Annotated in this window: 16 protein-coding genes and 1 tRNA gene; 12 read left to right on the forward strand and 5 right to left on the reverse strand. The window is 74.9% G+C overall.

Annotated elements, in window-relative coordinates; all coding sequences use genetic code 11:
- Positions 1–13 precede the first annotated feature (13 nt).
- The 8 genes from GCE86_RS29945 to GCE86_RS29980 all read left to right on the forward strand — a co-directional run bounded on the left by GCE86_RS29945 (position 14) and on the right by GCE86_RS29980 (position 7,229).
- Complete coding sequence (locus tag GCE86_RS29945; protein WP_154230012.1) at positions 14–727, forward strand: dienelactone hydrolase family protein; 714 nt, start codon at positions 14–16, stop codon at positions 725–727.
- A gap of 19 nt (positions 728–746) precedes the next feature.
- The gene (locus tag GCE86_RS29950; protein WP_154230730.1) at positions 747–1,460 is read left to right on the forward strand and encodes a uracil-DNA glycosylase; all 714 of its coding nucleotides are present in this window, start codon (positions 747–749) and stop codon (positions 1,458–1,460) included.
- 20 nt (positions 1,461–1,480) lie between these two features.
- The gene (locus GCE86_RS29955; RefSeq protein WP_154230013.1) at positions 1,481–2,218 is read left to right on the forward strand and encodes a DUF4129 domain-containing protein; all 738 of its coding nucleotides are present in this window, start codon (positions 1,481–1,483) and stop codon (positions 2,216–2,218) included.
- On the forward strand, positions 2,215–2,796 hold the full coding sequence (locus GCE86_RS29960; protein ID WP_154230014.1) for a hypothetical protein: 582 nt from the start codon (positions 2,215–2,217) through the stop codon (positions 2,794–2,796). The genes GCE86_RS29955 and GCE86_RS29960 overlap by 4 nt, the downstream gene beginning before the upstream one ends.
- Entirely contained in the window at positions 2,796–3,803 is a 1,008-nt protein-coding gene (locus tag GCE86_RS29965) for an AAA family ATPase (RefSeq protein ID WP_154230015.1), read from the forward strand. Before GCE86_RS29960 ends, GCE86_RS29965 begins: the two co-directional genes overlap by 1 nt.
- Positions 3,803–5,167 carry a DUF58 domain-containing protein gene (locus tag GCE86_RS29970; RefSeq protein WP_154230016.1) on the forward strand — a complete coding sequence of 455 codons (1,365 nt, stop codon included), beginning with the start codon at positions 3,803–3,805 and terminating at the stop codon, positions 5,165–5,167. The genes GCE86_RS29965 and GCE86_RS29970 overlap by 1 nt, the downstream gene beginning before the upstream one ends.
- A gap of 55 nt (positions 5,168–5,222) precedes the next feature.
- A complete protein-coding gene (locus GCE86_RS29975; RefSeq protein ID WP_154230017.1) occupies positions 5,223–5,795 on the forward strand; it encodes a hypothetical protein in 573 nt (190 codons plus the stop codon).
- Between the two features lie 102 nt (positions 5,796–5,897).
- Positions 5,898–7,229, forward strand: a complete 1,332-nt coding sequence (locus tag GCE86_RS29980; protein ID WP_154230018.1) for an NAD(P)/FAD-dependent oxidoreductase — start codon at positions 5,898–5,900, stop codon at positions 7,227–7,229.
- Positions 7,230–7,298: 69 nt separating this feature from the next.
- Here GCE86_RS29980 and GCE86_RS29985 read toward each other — a convergent pair whose 3' ends face one another.
- On the reverse strand, positions 7,299–9,137 hold the full coding sequence (locus tag GCE86_RS29985; protein ID WP_154230019.1) for a DUF6311 domain-containing protein: 1,839 nt from the start codon (positions 9,135–9,137) through the stop codon (positions 7,299–7,301).
- Between the two features lie 89 nt (positions 9,138–9,226).
- On the opposite strand from GCE86_RS29985, the gene GCE86_RS29990 reads away from it, so the two are divergent.
- From GCE86_RS29990 to GCE86_RS30005, 4 genes are all read left to right on the forward strand, one after another.
- A tRNA-Leu gene (locus tag GCE86_RS29990) sits at positions 9,227–9,310 on the forward strand.
- A gap of 104 nt (positions 9,311–9,414) precedes the next feature.
- A complete protein-coding gene (locus tag GCE86_RS29995; protein ID WP_154230020.1) occupies positions 9,415–10,257 on the forward strand; it encodes a Bax inhibitor-1/YccA family protein in 843 nt (280 codons plus the stop codon).
- A gap of 127 nt (positions 10,258–10,384) precedes the next feature.
- Positions 10,385–11,143 carry a Bax inhibitor-1/YccA family protein gene (locus GCE86_RS30000; protein WP_154230021.1) on the forward strand — a complete coding sequence of 253 codons (759 nt, stop codon included), beginning with the start codon at positions 10,385–10,387 and terminating at the stop codon, positions 11,141–11,143.
- Between the two features lie 17 nt (positions 11,144–11,160).
- Entirely contained in the window at positions 11,161–11,481 is a 321-nt protein-coding gene (locus GCE86_RS30005; RefSeq protein ID WP_154230022.1) for a hypothetical protein, read from the forward strand.
- A 7-nt stretch (positions 11,482–11,488) separates the two neighbouring features.
- On the opposite strand, the gene GCE86_RS30010 is transcribed toward GCE86_RS30005, so the two are convergent.
- The 4 genes from GCE86_RS30010 to GCE86_RS30025 all read right to left on the reverse strand — a co-directional run bounded on the left by GCE86_RS30010 (position 11,489) and on the right by GCE86_RS30025 (position 16,287).
- Positions 11,489–12,952 (reverse strand): CYTH and CHAD domain-containing protein, encoded by a 1,464-nt coding sequence (locus tag GCE86_RS30010; RefSeq protein ID WP_154230023.1) that lies wholly within the window; start codon positions 12,950–12,952, stop codon positions 11,489–11,491.
- A gap of 40 nt (positions 12,953–12,992) precedes the next feature.
- Positions 12,993–14,255: an acetyl-CoA C-acetyltransferase gene (locus GCE86_RS30015; protein WP_154230024.1), complete on the reverse strand. Its 1,263-nt coding sequence runs from the start codon at positions 14,253–14,255 to the stop codon at positions 12,993–12,995.
- A 73-nt stretch (positions 14,256–14,328) separates the two neighbouring features.
- On the reverse strand, positions 14,329–15,129 hold the full coding sequence (locus tag GCE86_RS30020; RefSeq protein ID WP_154230025.1) for an SGNH/GDSL hydrolase family protein: 801 nt from the start codon (positions 15,127–15,129) through the stop codon (positions 14,329–14,331).
- A 111-nt stretch (positions 15,130–15,240) separates the two neighbouring features.
- Positions 15,241–16,287, reverse strand: a complete 1,047-nt coding sequence (locus tag GCE86_RS30025) for an SGNH/GDSL hydrolase family protein (protein ID WP_154230026.1) — start codon at positions 16,285–16,287, stop codon at positions 15,241–15,243.
- Between the last annotated feature and the right edge of the window lie 63 nt (positions 16,288–16,350).

Here is a 16,350-nt window from a genome sequence, read left to right on the forward strand (position 1 = left end):
GGAGGACGGGACCATGGGCGAGATGGTGAGCTTCACCGGCAACGGAGGGACGAGCGAGGGGTATCTCGCGATACCCTCCGGCGGTGCGGCCAGCCCGGCGGTCATCGTCATCCAGGACTGGTGGGGTCTCGTGCCGCACGTCCGGGCCGTGGTGGACCGCTTCGCGGAGGCCGGCTTCGTGGCCCTCGCACCCGACTTCCGGCACGGCGGCCCGGCGAGCAAGCCGAGTGAGCCGCGGCAGATGTTGAACAGCACCCAGATGGACGAGGCGGCGACCGACATCGCGGCCGCCGCCGAATACCTCGCCAACCGGCCCGAGGTCGCCGGCAAGGTGGGCTGCGCCGGTTTCTGCGCCGGTGCCAGCCTGGCGCTCTGGTCCGGCACGTTCTCCGAGCGCATCGTCGCCACCGCCGGCTTCTACCCGCGACTGCCCTGGGAGGGCATGCGCACCGGCGCGGCCGACAACGCCGGCCGCACCGACTGGGCCGGCTACGCCGGCAAAGCCGCACTCATCCACTGCTCCGAGGCGGACGGCCTGTCGGCCGCCGACGGGGTGCAGAGCGTCCGCCGGGCCATCGAGACCGCCGGCGGCACCTGCCAGACCTACGACTACCCGGGCACCGCGCACGCGTTCTTCAACGAGGACCGGCCGGAGCACTTCGACCAGCGCGCCGCGGCCACCGCCTGGGCCCGCACGCTGGAACTCTTCCGGGCCAAGCTTGGCTGAGCCGCGTACCCCCGCCGAGGTGGTCGCCCGCGCCGCGCGGGCGACCGACCTGGCCGACCTCGACGGCGCCGTGAGCAACTGCTTCGCCTGCCCCCGGCTGGTGGCCTGGCGGGAGGACGTGGCCCGGGTGAAGCGGGCGGCGTTCCGGGACCAGCACTACTGGGGCCGGCCCGTGCCCGGCTTCGGCCCGCCCGACGCGCGGATCGGCATCCTGGGCCTGGCGCCCGCCGCGCACGGCGGCAACCGCACCGGCCGGATCTTCACGGGGGACCGCTCCGGCGACGTGCTCTTCGCCGCGCTGCACCGCGCCGGGCTGGCCAACCAGGCGACCAGCGTGTCCGCCGACGACGGCCTGGCCCTGCGGCACACCCGCATCTTCGCCGCCGTGCGCTGCGCACCGCCGGACAACAAGCCCACCCCGGCCGAGCGGGACACCTGCGCGCCGTGGGTGCACCGCGAGGTCGCGCTGATCCGGCCGACCCTGCGCGTCGTGGTCGCGCTGGGCGCGTTCGCCTGGGCCGCGTGGTGGCCGGTGCTGCGCCAGGTGTACGGACAGCGCCCGCCCACACCGCGCCCGGCGTTCGGCCATGGGGCACACTGGTCCGGCACGTCCGCACCGGCGTTGCTCGGCTGCTACCACGTCAGCCAGCAGAACACCTTCACCGGGCGGCTGACACCAGCGATGTTGGACGACGTGTTCGCCCGGGCCAAGGACCTGGCCGGGGTGGACTGAGGAATGCGTGAGGCGGTGGGATGGACCTCGGCGTGCTCCGCAGGTGGTGGCCGGTCGCCGCGGTGACCCTGCTGCTCGCCGTCGCCGCGCTCGCCGCCGGCCACTCCGTCATCGGGGCGAGCCGCATCCCGCCCGCCGCCGACAACATCCCGTACGTGCCGGAGTACCCCTCCGCCGAGGCCGCGCCCTCGATCACGGCCGAGCCCCGGGACCTCGGCGAACCGACCTCCGGCGGTATTCCGGGCTGGCTCGCGACCGCCGCCGTCGTGGTGCTCGGTGCGGCCGTGCTGGCGGTCGTCGGGTACGTGCTCTGGACCGTGGTCGGCGGGGCGCTGCGCCGGACCACCCGTGCGGTGCCCCTCCAGCGGACCCGGCGCACCGCCGAGGGCACGGCCCGCGAGGTGGTGGCCGCGCTGGACGCCGGTCTCGTGGAGCTGGACGACCGGTCCACCGACCCGCGCACCGCGGTGATCGCCTGCTGGGTCCGGCTGGAGGAGGCCGCCGACGAGGCCGGGGTGCCCCGGCGCGCCGGTGACACCCCAACCGACCTGGTCAGCCGGCTGCTGCGGGGCGACCCGGAGGCCGGTGTCCCGGCGATCGCCAGCGCCGACGTGCTGGACGGTTTCGCGCACGTCTACCGGGAGGCCCGGTACGCCACCCACACGGTCGACGAGCGGATGCGGGACCAGGCCCGGGCCGCCCTGCGCCGGCTGCGCGGCGAGCTGACCTCGGTGGCCACCGGTGAGGCGACCGCATGAGCACGACCATCGACGACCTGCTCTCGTTCGACGAGGAGCCCGCCGGGGAGGCGCGGCGGCCCGGCGGCGGGCGGGCGCGCTGGGTGCTGCGGACCCTCACGGTCACCGCCGCGATCGTGGTGGTGATCGTCGTCGGGCTGCGCGCGGTCGGCCTCCAGGTCTCGCTCTGGGTCATCGTGGCGGGCGTGCTCGCCGTGCTCGCCGTCCGCCGGGTCACCGCCGAGCTGTCGCCCCCGCCGCCGTCCCGGGCCGGCGCCCGCGCCCCGGCCGGCGAGGAGCCCGGCACCTGGAACTGGTCCGCCCGCGACGCCCTGCGCGCCGCGATCAACGGGTGGGAACGCCCGCTGGACTGGTGCTCCGACAACCGCGAGCGGTTCACCGAGCGGGTGCTGCCCCGCCTCGGCGAGCTGGCCGACGAACGGTTGCGCCAGAAGCACGGCGTCACCCGCGAGTCCGACCCGGCCCGCGCCCGCACCCTGCTGGGCGAGCCGCTGTGGACGTTCCTCGGCACCCCCGCCCGCCGCCCCCCGACGCCGCGCGACCTCGCGGTGATCGTCGCCGAACTGGAGAAGCTGTGATGAACGACGTGGACCGGACCATGCCCCCCGCCGAGGTCGGCCGGCTGGCCCGCGGGGTGCTCGACGCGGTCGGCACGGTCGTGGTCGGCAAGCGGGAGGCGCTGGAGCTGGTCCTGGCCGGCATCCTGGCCGGCGGCCACGTGCTGCTGGAGGACCTGCCCGGCCTGGGCAAGACGCTCACCGCGCGCTCGTTCGCGCAGGCTCTCGGGCTGGACTTCCGCCGCCTCCAGTTCACCCCGGACCTGCTGCCCGCCGACGTCACCGGCTCGTTCCTCTACGACCAGCGCAGCGGCGACTTCTCCTTCCGGGCCGGCCCGGTCTTCACCAACCTGCTGCTCGCCGACGAGATCAACCGCACCCCGCCGAAGACCCAGTCGGCGCTGCTGGAGGCCATGCAGGAGAAGCAGGTCTCGGTGGAGGGCGTCACCTACCGGCTGGACGAGCCGTTCCACGTGCTCGCCACCGCCAACCCCATCGAGTACGAGGGCACCTACCCGCTGCCCGAGGCGCAGCTCGACCGGTTCCTGCTCCGGGTCTCGTTCGGCTACCCGAACCACGACGAGGAGTGGGAGGTGCTGCAACGGCGGATCGCGCGCCGCCGCGAGGAGGCTGAGATCAAGCCGGTGGTGGACGCCGGCACGCTGCGCGCCATGCAGGCCGCGCTGGAGGACGTGGTCGTCGAGGACTCGATCGGCCGCTACATCGTCGCGCTGACCGCGGCCACCCGGGAGCACCCGTCCGCGCTGGTCGGCGCCTCGCCGCGCGGCTCGCTGGCGCTGCTGCTGCTGTCCCGGGTCCGCGCGGTGCTCGCCAACCGGGACTACGTGGTGCCGGAGGACGTCAAGGCGGTGGCCGTGCCCGCCCTGGCACACCGGATCACACTGCGGCCGGAGATGTGGCTGCGCCGGGTGGATCCGTCCTTCGTGGTCGGTGAGGTGCTGGAATCCACTCCCGCCCCGGCCAGCGGCGCCCTGCCCAGCTACGCGGCCGGACCGTCCGGGCGCTGATGGCCGACCGTCAGGAACCGGCGAGCGGCTGGGCGCCCACCCGGGCGCTCGGCCGGGCCGTGCTGCTCACCGGCCTGCTGCTGGTCGCCGCCGTGCTGCTCGGCCGGATCGACCTGGTGGTGCTGGCCACGCCGTTCGCGCTGGGCACCGCGTACGCGCTGCGCCGCCGGCCCACCGCCCTGCCGGCCCTGGAGATCGGCGTCGAGGACACGCACCTGGTCGAGGGCGCGCCGATGACCGCCGCGGTGGCCGTGGGCAACCCGGACACCGTCTCCTACGACGTGGCCGTGGTGCGGACCCGGATGTCGCGCTGGCTGCGGGTCGAGAAGGTCGGCTTCGGCGGTACCGGGGTGGACGTGAGCCACTCCGGCGGCGCCGACCGGCCCTTCGTCACGTCGGTGCCGTCCGGCTCGGCCGTCGACCTCGAGCTGACCGGGACGGCGCTGCGCTGGGGACGGCACCCGATCGGGCCGGCCGGCGCCCGGGTCGCCGCCGCCGACGGGCTGCTGGTGTCGCGGGCCGTGCTCACCGACGCGGTCCGGATGCGGGTCTACCCCATGACCGAGCCGTTCGAGGCGGTCGAGGCGATGCCTCGGGCGGCGGGGCTGGTCGGCGCGCACCGCTCCCGCCGGCCGGGGGAGGGCGGCGAGCTCGCCGGGGTGCGCGTCTTCGCGCCCGGCGACCGGCTGCGCCGGATCGACTGGCGGGTCTCGCTGCGGGCCCGCCAGCTGCACGTGGCGGCCACCCTCTCCGACCGGGACGCCGAGGTGGTGGTGCTGCTCGACGTGCTGGCCGAGGCGGGCCGCTCCGGCGGTGTACGCGGGGCGGCGTCCGTGCTGGACACCACCGTGCGGGCAGCCGCCGCGATCGCGGAGCACTACCTGCACCGGGGTGACCGGGTGGCGATGCTGGAGTACGGCCCCGCCGCCCGGCGGCTGCGCCCGGCCACCGGCCGCCGGCAGTACCTGACCGTGCTGGAGTGGCTGCTCGACGTCAAGGCCGAGTCCTCCCCGCACGAGCCGTACGACCAGGTCTTCGGCCCGCAGCTGCTCTCCTCGGACGCGCTCGTGGTGGTGCTCACCCCGTTGCTCGACGAGCGCTCGGCGCAGATGCTGGCGCGGATGGCCCGGGGCGGGCGGTTCGTGGTCGCGGTGGACACCCTGCCGGCCGAGCTGCCGGTGCCGAAGGACCGGGGCTGGGCCGAGGTGGCGTACCGGCTGTGGCGGCTGGACCGGGACACGATGATCGGTCAGCTCCGGGAGCACGGTGTGCCGGTGGTGCGCTGGGCCGGTGCCGGCAGCCTCGACCAGGTGCTGCGCGACGTGGCCCGCCTGGCGACCGCCCCGAAGGCGGGCCTGCGGTGAGCGCGAGGAACGCAGCGCAGCGGAGTCCCGCAGTCGCGAACGAAGAGTGGCGCAGATGAACGATCTCGTCGAGGGCCTGACCGAGCGGGTGCGTGCGCTCCAGTACGCGGTGCGAAGGGTCAGCCCCACGCCGCTGCTGGTGCGGGCCGGCATCTTCCTCAGCGTGCTGGTCGGCTTCCTGGTCGCGTACCCCGCACAGGCCCTCGCCCCGCGGTCGCTGCTGGCCCTCACGGTGGTGGCCGTGCTCCCGGCGTTCGGTCCGCGCCGGGTGTGGCCGACCTTCGCGGCGCTGGTGACCGTCGGCGGCTGGCTGCTCGCGACGCTCGGCTTCGACCGGCCACCGGCGCTGTGGCGGCTGCTCGCCGTGGCGACTCTGCTCTACCTGGCGCACACGCTGTGCGCGCTGGCCGCGCTGCTGCCCTACGACGCGGTGGTCGACCCCGATCTCGTGCTGCGCTGGCTGGCGCGGGCCGGCGCCGTGGTGCTCGCGGCCGCGGTGCTCGGCGTCGTGCTGGCCGCACTCGGCGGGGCCGGCGGAGACCGGGGTTCCCAGGCGGCGACGGTGGTGGGGCTGCTGGTGGCGGTGGGTCTCAGCGGCCTACTGGCGTGGCTCCTGCGTCGCAGATAACGGGACGCTCCGGGAAGTTGCGCAGGTCACAGGGGTTGTGCTCCGTCACAGATGGGGGTCTCGATCGGGATTACCCGAGCCGACCGGGGAAAGATAGATGACGTGAATCCGAAGCGGATCCTTGTCGTGGGTGCCGGGCACGTGGGCCTGTACGCCGCTCTGCGCCTGTCCAAGAAGCTGAGCTCCCGTGAGGCCGAGGTCATCGTCGTCGACCCGCAGCCGCACATGACCTACCAGCCGTTCCTCCCGGAGGCTTCGGCGGGCAACATCTCCCCGCGGCACGCTGTGGTGCCGCTGCGGCGGGAGTTGCGCAAGTGCAAGGTCGTGGCCGGCACGGTCACCCGGATCGACCACGACCGCCGGACCGCCGTGGTGCAGCCGATCAGCGGCCCGACCCGGGAGATCCAGTACGACCACGTAGTGGTCGCCCCCGGTTCCGTCTCCCGCACCCTGCCGATCCCCGGCCTGCACGAAAACGGCATCGGGTTCAAGACCATCGGTGAGGCCATCTTCCTGCGCAACCACGTGCTGGACCGGCTCGACGTGGCGGCCGCCACCACCGACCCGGAGGTGCGCAGCCGGGCGCTGACCTTCGTCTTCGTCGGCGGCGGTTACGCCGGCATCGAGGCGCTCGCCGAGATGGAGGACATGGCCCGGGACGCGCTGCGGTACTACCCGGAGCTGAAGCCGGAGGACATGCGCTGGGTGCTGGTGGAAGCCACCCAGCGCGTGCTGCCCGAGGTCGACCGGGACATGGGCGCCTACACGGTGCAGGAGCTGCTCAAGCGGAACATGGACATCCGCCTGGACACCCGCCTGGAGTCGTGCGTCGACGGGGTCGCGAAGCTCTCTGACGGGTCCGTCTTCCCGTCCGACACGATCGTCTGGACGGCCGGCGTGAAGCCGTCGCCGATGCTGGACGCGACCGATTTCCCGCGCGACGAGCGGCGCCGGGTCACCTGCCTGCCCACCCTCCAGATCGTGGACGGCGACCGGGTGGTCGAGGGCGCCTGGAGCGCCGGCGACTGTGCCGCGGTGCCGGACCTGACCAAGGAGCCGGGCAACTTCTGCTCGCCGAGCGCGCAGCACGCGGTCCGGCAGGCCGCCCGGATGGCCGACAACATCGTGAACGTGATCCGCGGGCGCGAGCCGGTCAACTACAAGCACAAGCACGCGGGCAGCGTCGCCAGCCTCGGCCTGCACAAGGGCGTGGCGCAGGTCTACGGCGTGAAGATGACCGGCTGGCCCGCCTGGTTCATGCACCGCACGTACCACATGTCGCGGATCCCGTCGTTCAACCGCAAGGTCCGGGTCGTGGTCGACTGGTCGCTGGCGTTCTTCCTCAAGCGTGAGGTGGTCGCCCTGGGTCAGCTGCACGACCCGCGCGAGGAGTTCGCCGAGGCGTCCGCCCCGCCGGTCGGCGCACGCGTCTGAACCGACCGGCGGCAGAGCAACCGGAGAGGGCCCTTCCCGCACGGGAGGGGTCCTTCGCCGTGTGCGGCGTCAGAACCGCCAGGTCCAGGCGTCGGCGACCCGGGTGCCCGGACCGAAGAGCTGCTCCAGCGTCCCGCGCAGGGTCTCCGCGTGCGGCGCGTCGTCGGTCAGCGCCACGCAGGAGGCGCCCCAGAACTCGATGTCGCGGGCGGCCTGCCGGCGCTGCCGGTCGCCCACCGCGGGCGCCACCCCCCGCTTCGCGACGTCGGCCAGCAGGGCCGAGGTGGGGCGCTGGTACGTGCCCATGGTGGCCGAGCCGTTGCGGCCGTACGGGCCGATGAAGAAGCCCTCCGGCATGCCGAAGGCGGCGTCGGCCGCGGTGCCCCAGCGCATCGGCCACGGGTCCTTCGGGGTGGCCGTGGGCACCGGCACGAGCACCCCGCCGGGGCGTACGCACTGCCGCCAGTGCCCGCCGGTGACGAACTCGGGCAGCGGCGGCCGGCCGGTGGTGGGCAGCGGCGCCGGGAAGACACTGAGCAGGGCCGCGCCGACCGCGAGGGGGACCAGCCGGCGGGCCGACCCCCGCTCGCCGAGTGCCCGGTGCACGGCCAGGGTGAGCACCGTCCCGGCCAGCGGCAGCACCACGAGGCCGAACCGCATGGGCAGCGCGCCGTCCACCACGGGCAGGCCGGTCAGCAGGGTGTACGGGCCGGGGACGCCGGTGCGCTCCCCGCCGACCACCACCTCGGGGCCGAGTGAGAGCGCCGCCATGACCAGCGCCCCGGCGAGGCAGGCGACGACGAGGGCGCGCCGGCCCAGCCAGACCGCGCAGCCGGCGGCCACCAGCAGCAGCGGCCAGCCCAGGAAGGTGTTGAACTCGGCCGGGCCGGTGGTCAGCCGTGCCGCGTCGTAGCTGCCCAGCACCGACAGCGCGGAGAGCCGGGTCCAGCTCGTCAGGTCGGCGGAGAAGTAGTGCGGGCTGAACATCCCGTCCGAGACGCCCTGCGGCCCGGCGAACTGGAGCCACAGCGGGTACGCCAGCACGAGCAGGGCCAGCCCGGCGGCGCACATCAGCCCACCGGCGAAGCCGGGCAGCGCCCGGCGCAGCAGCGCCCGGTCGGCCAGCCCGTAGGCGACGGCCATGACCAGCAGGGTGAGTGCGGTGAGGAAGAGCACCTCCTCGCCGACGAAGATCTGGACGGTGACGGCCGTGGCCAGCCCGAGGGCCGAGCTGGCCAGCCGGCGGCGGTCCGGGCCGTCCGGCCGCCCGGCGGGGTCGGCCGCCCGGAGCAGCCGGATCACCAGCCAGATGATCACCGGGACCAGCCACTGGGCGGTCATGTGCAGGTGGGCGTTGCTCTGCGACACCATGCCGGGACCGAAGCCGCAGAGCGCCGCCCCGAGCCCGGCGGCGAGCGGGCGGGCCCGCAGCGTCCGGGTCAGGAGCAGGTACCAGGCCAGCGCCGTGCCGGCCAGGTTGGCCGCGGCCAGCAGGGCGAAGGTGACCGGTGCCCCGAGGACGAGGGTGACCGGGGCGAGCAGCACGCCGAGCGCGATCACACTGGTGTTCGTCATGAGGTTGACCCCGTCCGGCGCGTTCAGCCGATCGGTGATCAGGCCGAATTCGCCGTGCAGGGCGCGCGCGTCGACGGTCAGGAACCACTCGTAGAGGGTCTGGTCGGCCGGGTTCAACGCGAGCATGCGCTGCCCGGGCGGCCACAGGCCGTGGGTGAGCCAGCCGGCGAGCGCGGCGAAGAGCAGGCCGGCCAGCAGGTCCGCGCGGTGCCGGCGGCCGGCGGCCAGCAGCCGGGCCGCCCGGCCCGGGCGGACGGCCGGGTCGAGACGGAGTGCCTCGTCGGGGTCGGGCCCGGGGGCCGTGCGGGCGGCGCTGGTCACGGCCTCGACCATATCGGCCGGAACCCACGGGTACGCCGGGCCGCGACGCAGCCGCTACGGTGAGATCTGCACCGCCGCGTGTCGACGCGCCGGTGTCACCCGCCCGGGTGGTGGAACGGCAGACACGGCCGCCTTAAAAGCGGCTGCCGCAAGGCGTGCGGGTTCGACCCCCGCCCCGGGCACCAACTCTCAGCTTTCCCACAGCTTCGCGCCGCGCACGGCGTTGCACCCCCGTTTACCCTGGAGAGGCACGTTCACGTGCATCGACCCCCTGAGGGAGGCCTGAGAAGTGAAGACCACGAACCCGGTGCTCGCCCGGCTCGGCCAGGCGGCTGAGCGGGAGCGGGCGGCCGGGTACGCCCAGCCCGGGCCGTACGGTCAGCCCGGATATCCGCAGCAGTACCCGCAGTACCCGCAGCAGCAGCCGTACCCGACCGGTCACGGCTTCCCGGCGGCCCCGCCCACCGTGACCCCGATGACCCTCGACGACGTGGTCGTCAAGACGGTGCTGATGCTCGGCATCCTCGGCGCCTCGGCCGCCGCGGCCTGGGTCCTCGTGCCGGACGCCCTGACCGGCGCCGCCTGGATCGGCGCCGCCGTGGTGGGCCTGGTCCTCGGACTGGTGATCTCGTTCTCCCGGATGGCCAACCCGGCGCTGGTGGTGGCGTACTCGATCGTCGAGGGCGTCTTCGTCGGCATGGTCAGCAAGACGTTCAACACGGTCTACGACGGCATCGTGCTCCAGGCCGTGGTCGCCACCTTCGGCGTCTTCTTCCTGATGGCGATGATCTACAAGGCGCGGATCATCCGGGCCACCCCGAAGTTCGCCCGGATCATGGTGGCGATCATCGCGGGTCTGTTCGGCGTCATGGTTATCAACCTGGTGCTCGCGCTCTTCGGCGTCAACACCCACCTCCGCGACGGCAGCCCGCTGGCCATCGGCTTCAGCCTGGTCTGCATCGTGGTCGCCGCGCTGAGCTTCGTGCTCAACTTCGCGGAGATCGAGGACGGCGTCCGGATGGGGCTCCCGCAGCGCTACTCCTGGACCGCCGCGTTCGGCATCGTGGTCGGCCTGGTCTGGCTCTACCTGGAGATCCTCCGGCTGCTGAGCTACTTCCAGGGCGACGACTGACCGACCCCGCCCGACTGCGACGCCCGCCTGCCGCGCCCGCGGCGGCGGGCGTCGTCGTTTCCCCGTCGCCGCCGGGCCGCCGGGGGCAGAGTGGGAGCCGGGGGTACGTCGGCGCGAGGAGGTCGCGGTGCGCAGTGCCAACCCGGTGCTGGACCGGCTGGACGACGTGGGCCGGACCGAACGGCAGGTGCTCGGCGTCGGGGCCGCCGACACGATGACGGTGGCCGACGTGGTCAGCCGGACCGTCGGGTTGCTGCTGCTCACCGGCGTCACCGCGGCGGTGGCCTGGGTGCTCGTCCCGCAGGCGGCGTGGATCTCCGCCGCGCTGGCCGGCAGCGCCCTGGCCAGCCTGGTGCTCGTGCTGGTGATCTCGCTGAAGCAGATCACCAGTCCACCGCTGATCGCCGGGTACGCGGTGCTCCAGGGCCTGCTGCTCGGCGTGGCCAGTCGCGCCTTCGAACTGGTCTATCCGGGCATCGTGGCGCAGGCGGTCGTCGGCACGTTCGGGGTCTTCCTCGGCATGGCGCTGCTCTACCGGGCCCGGCTGGTCCGGGCCACCCCGCGGCTGGCCCGGCTGGTCGTGGGCACGCTCATCGGCATCGTGGCGATCGGCCTGGTCAATCTGGTCACCTACCTGTTCACCGGGAAGCAGGGCGTCGAGGTCTACAGCCTCTCCGCGCGGGTGGGCTGGCTGCCGTACGTCTTCTCGGTGGTCGCGATCATCGCCGGCGCGCTCAGCTTCGTCCTCGACTTCGACCTGGTCGAGCGTGCCGCCCGCAACGGCCTGCCCCGCCGGTACGCCTGGTTCTGCGCCTTCGGCCTGGTGGTCGGCCTGATCTTCCTGTACTGGCAGATCCTGCGCCTGCTCAGCTACGTCCGGCGCTGACCGTAGAATCCCCGGCGATGAGCGCAGCGGAACTGGACCGGGCCGTGACACTGCTGGTCCGACAGGTCGGGCACTGGGAGCAGCCGCGCTGGTCGGCGGCGGCCGCGGGCGGCAACGTGTCCCGTGCCGACCTCGTGCACAAGCTGGTCCAGGAGATCGCCAACCTGGCGGCCGACGCCGAGGGGGAGCCGCGCCGTGAGGTGCCCCGGCTGCCCAGCGACCTGGCCCTGCCCGACCAGCTCCGGGTGGTCACCGCCGACCTGCTGGCGGCCGGCGCGCGCGAGCCGGTCCTGGCCGGGGCGGCCGCCGCGGTCGCCCGGACCCGGTCCGCGCTGTAGCCGGCGCTCAGCCCAGCCAGCGGCGCGCCTTGCGCCGGCGAGCGCGATCCCGCGCCCGGGGCAGCCTCGACAGCTCCCGGTCGGCCACCGCGGCCTGCCGGGCGTGCAGCAGGCCGTAGGTGAACGTGTTCTCGCCGTCGGCGTACGCCCGCAGCGCCTGCTCGCGCAGCACCGCGCGGGTCACCACCGAATCCTGGTGCGCGCCGAGCACGTCCTGGAGGTCCTTGAGCCGGCTCACCAGCTCGGCGTCGGGCCGGCGCACCTCGACGGCGTACCGGGCCCGCTTGCCGGCCTTGCGCGCCTCGTGCAGGGCGGTGTCGTCGGTCCCGCCGTCGGCCAGCGCCCGGTCCAGGCGGTCGTCGAAGCGGGTCACCGCACGGCGCACCCGGCGCTTCACCCACCGGGGCCGTACGCGCGCGGCCGGCCCCTCGACGAGCGCGTCCAGCCGGCGCAGCAGGTCGGTGTAGCGATCCGAGCCGAGCGCGGCGCGCAGACCGTCCAGGGCGGTGGCCAGGTCGGCGGCGAACCGCTCGGCGAAGCGGGCCGGGACCGGGCCGAGCACCAGCTCGCCGGGTTCCGCGTGGACCGCGTCGGCCAGCCGGGCGGCCATCACCTGGACGTCCCGGACCGGCCCGAGCTGCGCGCCCAGCCAGCGCAGCTCCGCCCGTACCGCCTCGCTCTCCGCGCGGTCCCACAGCCCGCGGAAGGTCCGCAGCGTGGAGCGGAGCCGGCGGACGGCCACCCGCATGTCGTGCACGGCGTCCTCGTCGCCGCCGAGCGCGCCGGCGTGGTGGCCGATCAGGGTGTCGCGCTGGGCGGTGAGGTAGTCGACCACGGATGCGGCGGCCGGGTCGGCGGGCGCCGGCCGGGTGGCGGCGAGCCGGCCGCCCAGCGCGCGGTGCGACTTCGAGACCGGGACCGTCCGGGCGCAGGCCGCGCGCAGCCGGTCGTCCACCGCGTCGAGCAGCGCCTCGTCGCCCTCGACCAGCTCGACCTCCAGCTCGTGCCAGGCCTGCCGCTCGCCGCTGACCAGATCCTCGGCGTGGACGTCGTCCTCGGCCACCTCGGCCAGCGGGCGGCCCGCCGCGTCCAGCAGGCGGCGTTCCCGTCGGCGGGTCACCACCCGCGCGGCCGGAGCGACCGGCCGGCCCCGGGACGCCCCGCGGAAGAGCGCGACCAGGTCGGGAGGCGGATCGGCGTCGTCCGGCCCGGCCGGGAACTGGTGCTCGGTGCGTGCGCCGCCGACCGCGCCCACCTTGAGGTGCCAGCCCGCGTCGTGCCCACCGGTCCGCCGCCGCAGGGCGTAGCCGCTGCGGGCCAGCCGAAGGTCGGCGGTGTCCCAGTAGACCGCGTCCAGGTCGAGCACGGTGGCGTCGGACGTCGTCGCGACGCCACCGCACCCGGTCAGGTCGGGCAGCCGGAATCCCTCGTCGCCGGAGTACTTGCGTTCGCGTTCCACGACGGTCGCCATGGCGCCTCCCGTACCCGGCCCCGGTGTCGGGGAACCGGTCTCAGTTCAGGCGTTCGAGCACCATGGCCATGCCCTGGCCGCCGCCCACGCACATGGTCTCCAGACCGATGGTCTTGTCGTGCCACTCCAGCGCGTTGAGCAGGGTGCCGGTGATCCGGGCGCCGGTCATGCCGAACGGGTGGCCGACGGCGATCGCGCCGCCCATCACGTTCAACTTGTCCTCGGGGATACCGAGCTGCCGGTACGACGGGATCACCTGGGCGGCGAACGCCTCGTTGATCTCGACCAGGTCGACGTCGTCGATGGTCATGCCGGCCCGCTTCAGCGCCTGCTTGGACGCCTCGACCGGGCCCAGGCCCATGATCTCCGGCGAGAGCGCCGTGACGCCGGTGGAGACGATCCGGGCCAGCGGGGTGAGGCCGAGCTCGCGCGCCCGCTCGGCGCTCATGATCACCACGGCGGCCGCGCCGTCGTTGAGCGGGCAGCAGTTGCCGGCGGTGATCCGGCCGTCCGGGCGGAAGACCGGCTTCAGACCGGCCACGGCCTCCAGGGTCACACCGGGGCGCGGGCCGTCGTCGGTGCTCACCACGGTGCCGTCCGGCGTGGTCACCGGAGTGATCTCGCGGGCCCAGAAGCCGTCCGCGATCGCCTTCTCGGCCAGGTTCTGGCTGCGGACGCCGAACGCGTCCATGTCCTCGCGGGTCACGTCATAGACCTGGGCGAGGTTCTCCGCGGTCTGACCCATGGTCAGGTAGATGTCGGGGAGCTGGCCGGCCTCGCGCGGGTCGGTCCACACCTCGGCGCCGCCCTGGGCGCGGGCCTTCGAGCGCTCGCGCGCCTCGGCGAAGCGCGGGTTCTCCCAGCCGCCGCCGACCAGCGCCTGCGCCTCCGGCGGGAGGGCGTCCGAGTTGCCCCGCGCGTACCGGGAGACGGTCTCCACGCCGGCGGAGATGAAGACATCGCCCTCGCCGGCCCGGATCGCGTGCATCGCCATCCGGGTCGTCTGGAGCGAGGAGGCGCAGTAGCGGGTCAGCGTGGCGCCGGGCAGGCCGTCCAGGCCCAGCAGGGTGGCGACCACCCGGGCCATGTTGAAGCCCTGCTCGCCGCCGGGCAGGCCGCAGCCCAGGTAGAGGTCCTCGATGGTGGTGGGATCGAGCGCCGGGACCTTGTCGAGGGCGGCCTGGACGATCGTGGCGGCGAGGTCGTCCGGCCGGACCTCCCGCAGGGAACCCTTGAACGCGCGGCCGATGGGGGACCGGGCGGTGGCGACGATGACGGCGTCGCGGGGCGACTCAATCGGCATGAACCAACGTTAACCCGCCGGTAACTTGTGGCGGAAGCCGCGCGGCGGGCGGGAAATGTCACCCCGCCGGGGCTCAGTGGTGGTGCCGGTAGGCGACCGCGGCGGCCGCCTCGACCGCCGGGAGCAGGGCGTGCGCCCAGACCCGGTAGCCGTCGGCGGACGGGTGGAAGCCGTCGTGGCAGAGGGTGCCGGCGTCGGCCCGGAACACCGGGCCGGTCTCGGTGCCCAGGTCGACGACGCTGCCGCCGGCGTCGAGCACGGCGGTCGTCTGGGCGCGCGCCACCCGCCGCCCCGCCCAGCCGAGCACCTGCCGCAGCGGGGACGCGACGGCGCGGACCGCGCCGAGGTCGGGACAGGTGCCCACGACCACCTCGACGTGCGCCTCGCGGAGCCGCCGCACCGCGGAGCCCAGGTAGGCCGCCGCGTCGGCCGGGCGGGCCAGCCCGGTGGCGTCGTTCGCCCCGATCAGGATCACCGCCACGTCGGGCCGCTCGCCGAGCAGCGCCCGGGCCACCTGGGTGGCCAGGTCGGTGGAGCGCGAGCCGGAAACCCCCACGCTGGACAGGTGCACGCGCCGGCCGGCGGGCGCCTCGGCCAGCAGCTGGGCGAGCTGGCCGCCGATGGTCTCCTCGAAGCGTTCGACGCCGACGCCGAGCGCCGACGAGTCGCCGAGCAGCACGAGCCGCAGCGGCGGGGCGTCCGCCCGGCCGACCGTGGCACGCAGCGCCAGGCCGAGCTCGGGCTGCGCGTATTCCCGGCTGCGGGCGGCGATGGCCTGGCCGGCGAGGACGACCGCCCCGCCCACCGTGCCGGCGAGCAGCGAGAGCGCGGCGGCCCGGCCGAGCCGGACCGCGAGCTCGTTACGCTCGGTCATGACGACACCTCCCCAGCTCCCCCGACCCGTGGGTCGGACTGCTCGTGGCGAACGGCGTCGACATGAGCATGGCACACGTTGTGCCTGCTGATGATGCCCCCGCGACCGCGCTCATGCCAGCCCCTCCACCTGCGCCGGGTCGGCGGCGGCGCCGGGCTGCGGCACCGCGCCGACGCCGAAGAAGGCCCGCCGCCGGAGCTGTGCCCAGCGCCCGCCGGGCCCGCGCTCGCGGCCCCGGACCCGGGTGGCGCTGACCTCGGTGCCCGCGTGCCGGGCCGCCTCCTGGGCCGCCTCGGGGAGCGACCGGACGCCTTCCGCACCCGCGAGCGCGGGGCGGCGCTCCTGGCCGGCGCCCAGCGCGGAGAGCACGGTCGGCAGCAGCGCCGCCGCGGCCACCGCGTACCCCTCCGCGGACGGGTGGAACCGGTCCCAGGCGAACATCCGGGTCGGCTCGGCGGCGAACCGCGGGCCCAGCAGGTCGCCGAGGGAGACCGTCCAGCCGCCCGCCTCGACCACGGCCACCGTCTGGGCGGCGGCGAGCTGGCGGCTCCAGCGGCGGGCCAGCCAGCGCAGCGGCGGCTGGATCGGCCGGATCGCACCCAGGTCCGGGCAGGTGCCCACGACCACCTCGCAGCCGGCGGCCCGCAGCGTGCGGACGGCGTCGACCAGGTAGCGCACGGCCACCGCGGGCGGCGTGCGGTTGGTGACGTCGTTTCCGCCGACCAGGACGACCGCGATGTCCGGTTCGACCTCCAGGGCCGACTCGACCTGCGGCTTCAACCCGGCCGACAGGGCGCCCACCACGGCGAACCGGTGCAGCCGGACCGGCCGGTGCAGCCGGCGGGACAGCCCGGTGGCGAGGAGCGCCCCCGGCGTCTCCCGGCGGCGGTGCACGCCGTAGCCCGCGGCCGAGGAGTCACCGAGGATCACCATGGTGACCGGGGGGCCGGGAAGCTTCGCGCCGTAGACGCCGTCGCAGCGCGGCGGGGGCGCCTCGGCCATGGGGATGGTGCGCCGGGCCTGGCGGGCCTGACCGAGCAGGACCCCGCCCGTGGCGACGGTGGCCGCCACCGTGGCGCCCGTGCCGATCGCCGTCAGGCGGGCGATCCGCCGGGCGCGCTGCCAGCCGCCCGGCGCGACGGAACCAGCGTCCCCCATGCACCGACATTATCGCGCCGCCACGACCCCCGCTCTCCCGTGATCGTCATGGCTGGGACGGCG

Origin of the sequence: Micromonospora terminaliae, from assembly GCF_009671205.1 — a bacterium.
Classification (GTDB): Bacteria; Actinomycetota; Actinomycetes; order Mycobacteriales; family Micromonosporaceae; genus Micromonospora; species Micromonospora terminaliae.

Excerpts from the sequence above, each read along its gene's own strand:
- GCE86_RS29945 (WP_154230012.1), top strand. The coding sequence starts at position 14 with ATGGGCGAGATGGTGAGCTTCACCGGCAACGGAGGGACGAGCGAGGGG.
- GCE86_RS29955 (WP_154230013.1), top strand. The coding sequence starts at position 1,481 with ATGGACCTCGGCGTGCTCCGCAGGTGGTGGCCGGTCGCCGCGGTGACC.
- GCE86_RS29960 (WP_154230014.1), top strand. The coding sequence starts at position 2,215 with ATGAGCACGACCATCGACGACCTGCTCTCGTTCGACGAGGAGCCCGCC.
- GCE86_RS29965 (WP_154230015.1), top strand. The coding sequence starts at position 2,796 with ATGAACGACGTGGACCGGACCATGCCCCCCGCCGAGGTCGGCCGGCTG.
- GCE86_RS29970 (WP_154230016.1), top strand. The coding sequence starts at position 3,803 with ATGGCCGACCGTCAGGAACCGGCGAGCGGCTGGGCGCCCACCCGGGCG.
- GCE86_RS29975 (WP_154230017.1), top strand. The coding sequence starts at position 5,223 with ATGAACGATCTCGTCGAGGGCCTGACCGAGCGGGTGCGTGCGCTCCAG.
- GCE86_RS29985 (WP_154230019.1), bottom strand. The coding sequence starts at position 9,137 with ATGGTCGAGGCCGTGACCAGCGCCGCCCGCACGGCCCCCGGGCCCGAC.
- GCE86_RS30005 (WP_154230022.1), top strand. The coding sequence starts at position 11,161 with ATGAGCGCAGCGGAACTGGACCGGGCCGTGACACTGCTGGTCCGACAG.
- GCE86_RS30010 (WP_154230023.1), bottom strand. The coding sequence starts at position 12,952 with ATGGCGACCGTCGTGGAACGCGAACGCAAGTACTCCGGCGACGAGGGA.
- GCE86_RS30015 (WP_154230024.1), bottom strand. The coding sequence starts at position 14,255 with ATGCCGATTGAGTCGCCCCGCGACGCCGTCATCGTCGCCACCGCCCGG.
- GCE86_RS30020 (WP_154230025.1), bottom strand. The coding sequence starts at position 15,129 with ATGACCGAGCGTAACGAGCTCGCGGTCCGGCTCGGCCGGGCCGCCGCG.
- GCE86_RS30025 (WP_154230026.1), bottom strand. The coding sequence starts at position 16,287 with ATGGGGGACGCTGGTTCCGTCGCGCCGGGCGGCTGGCAGCGCGCCCGG.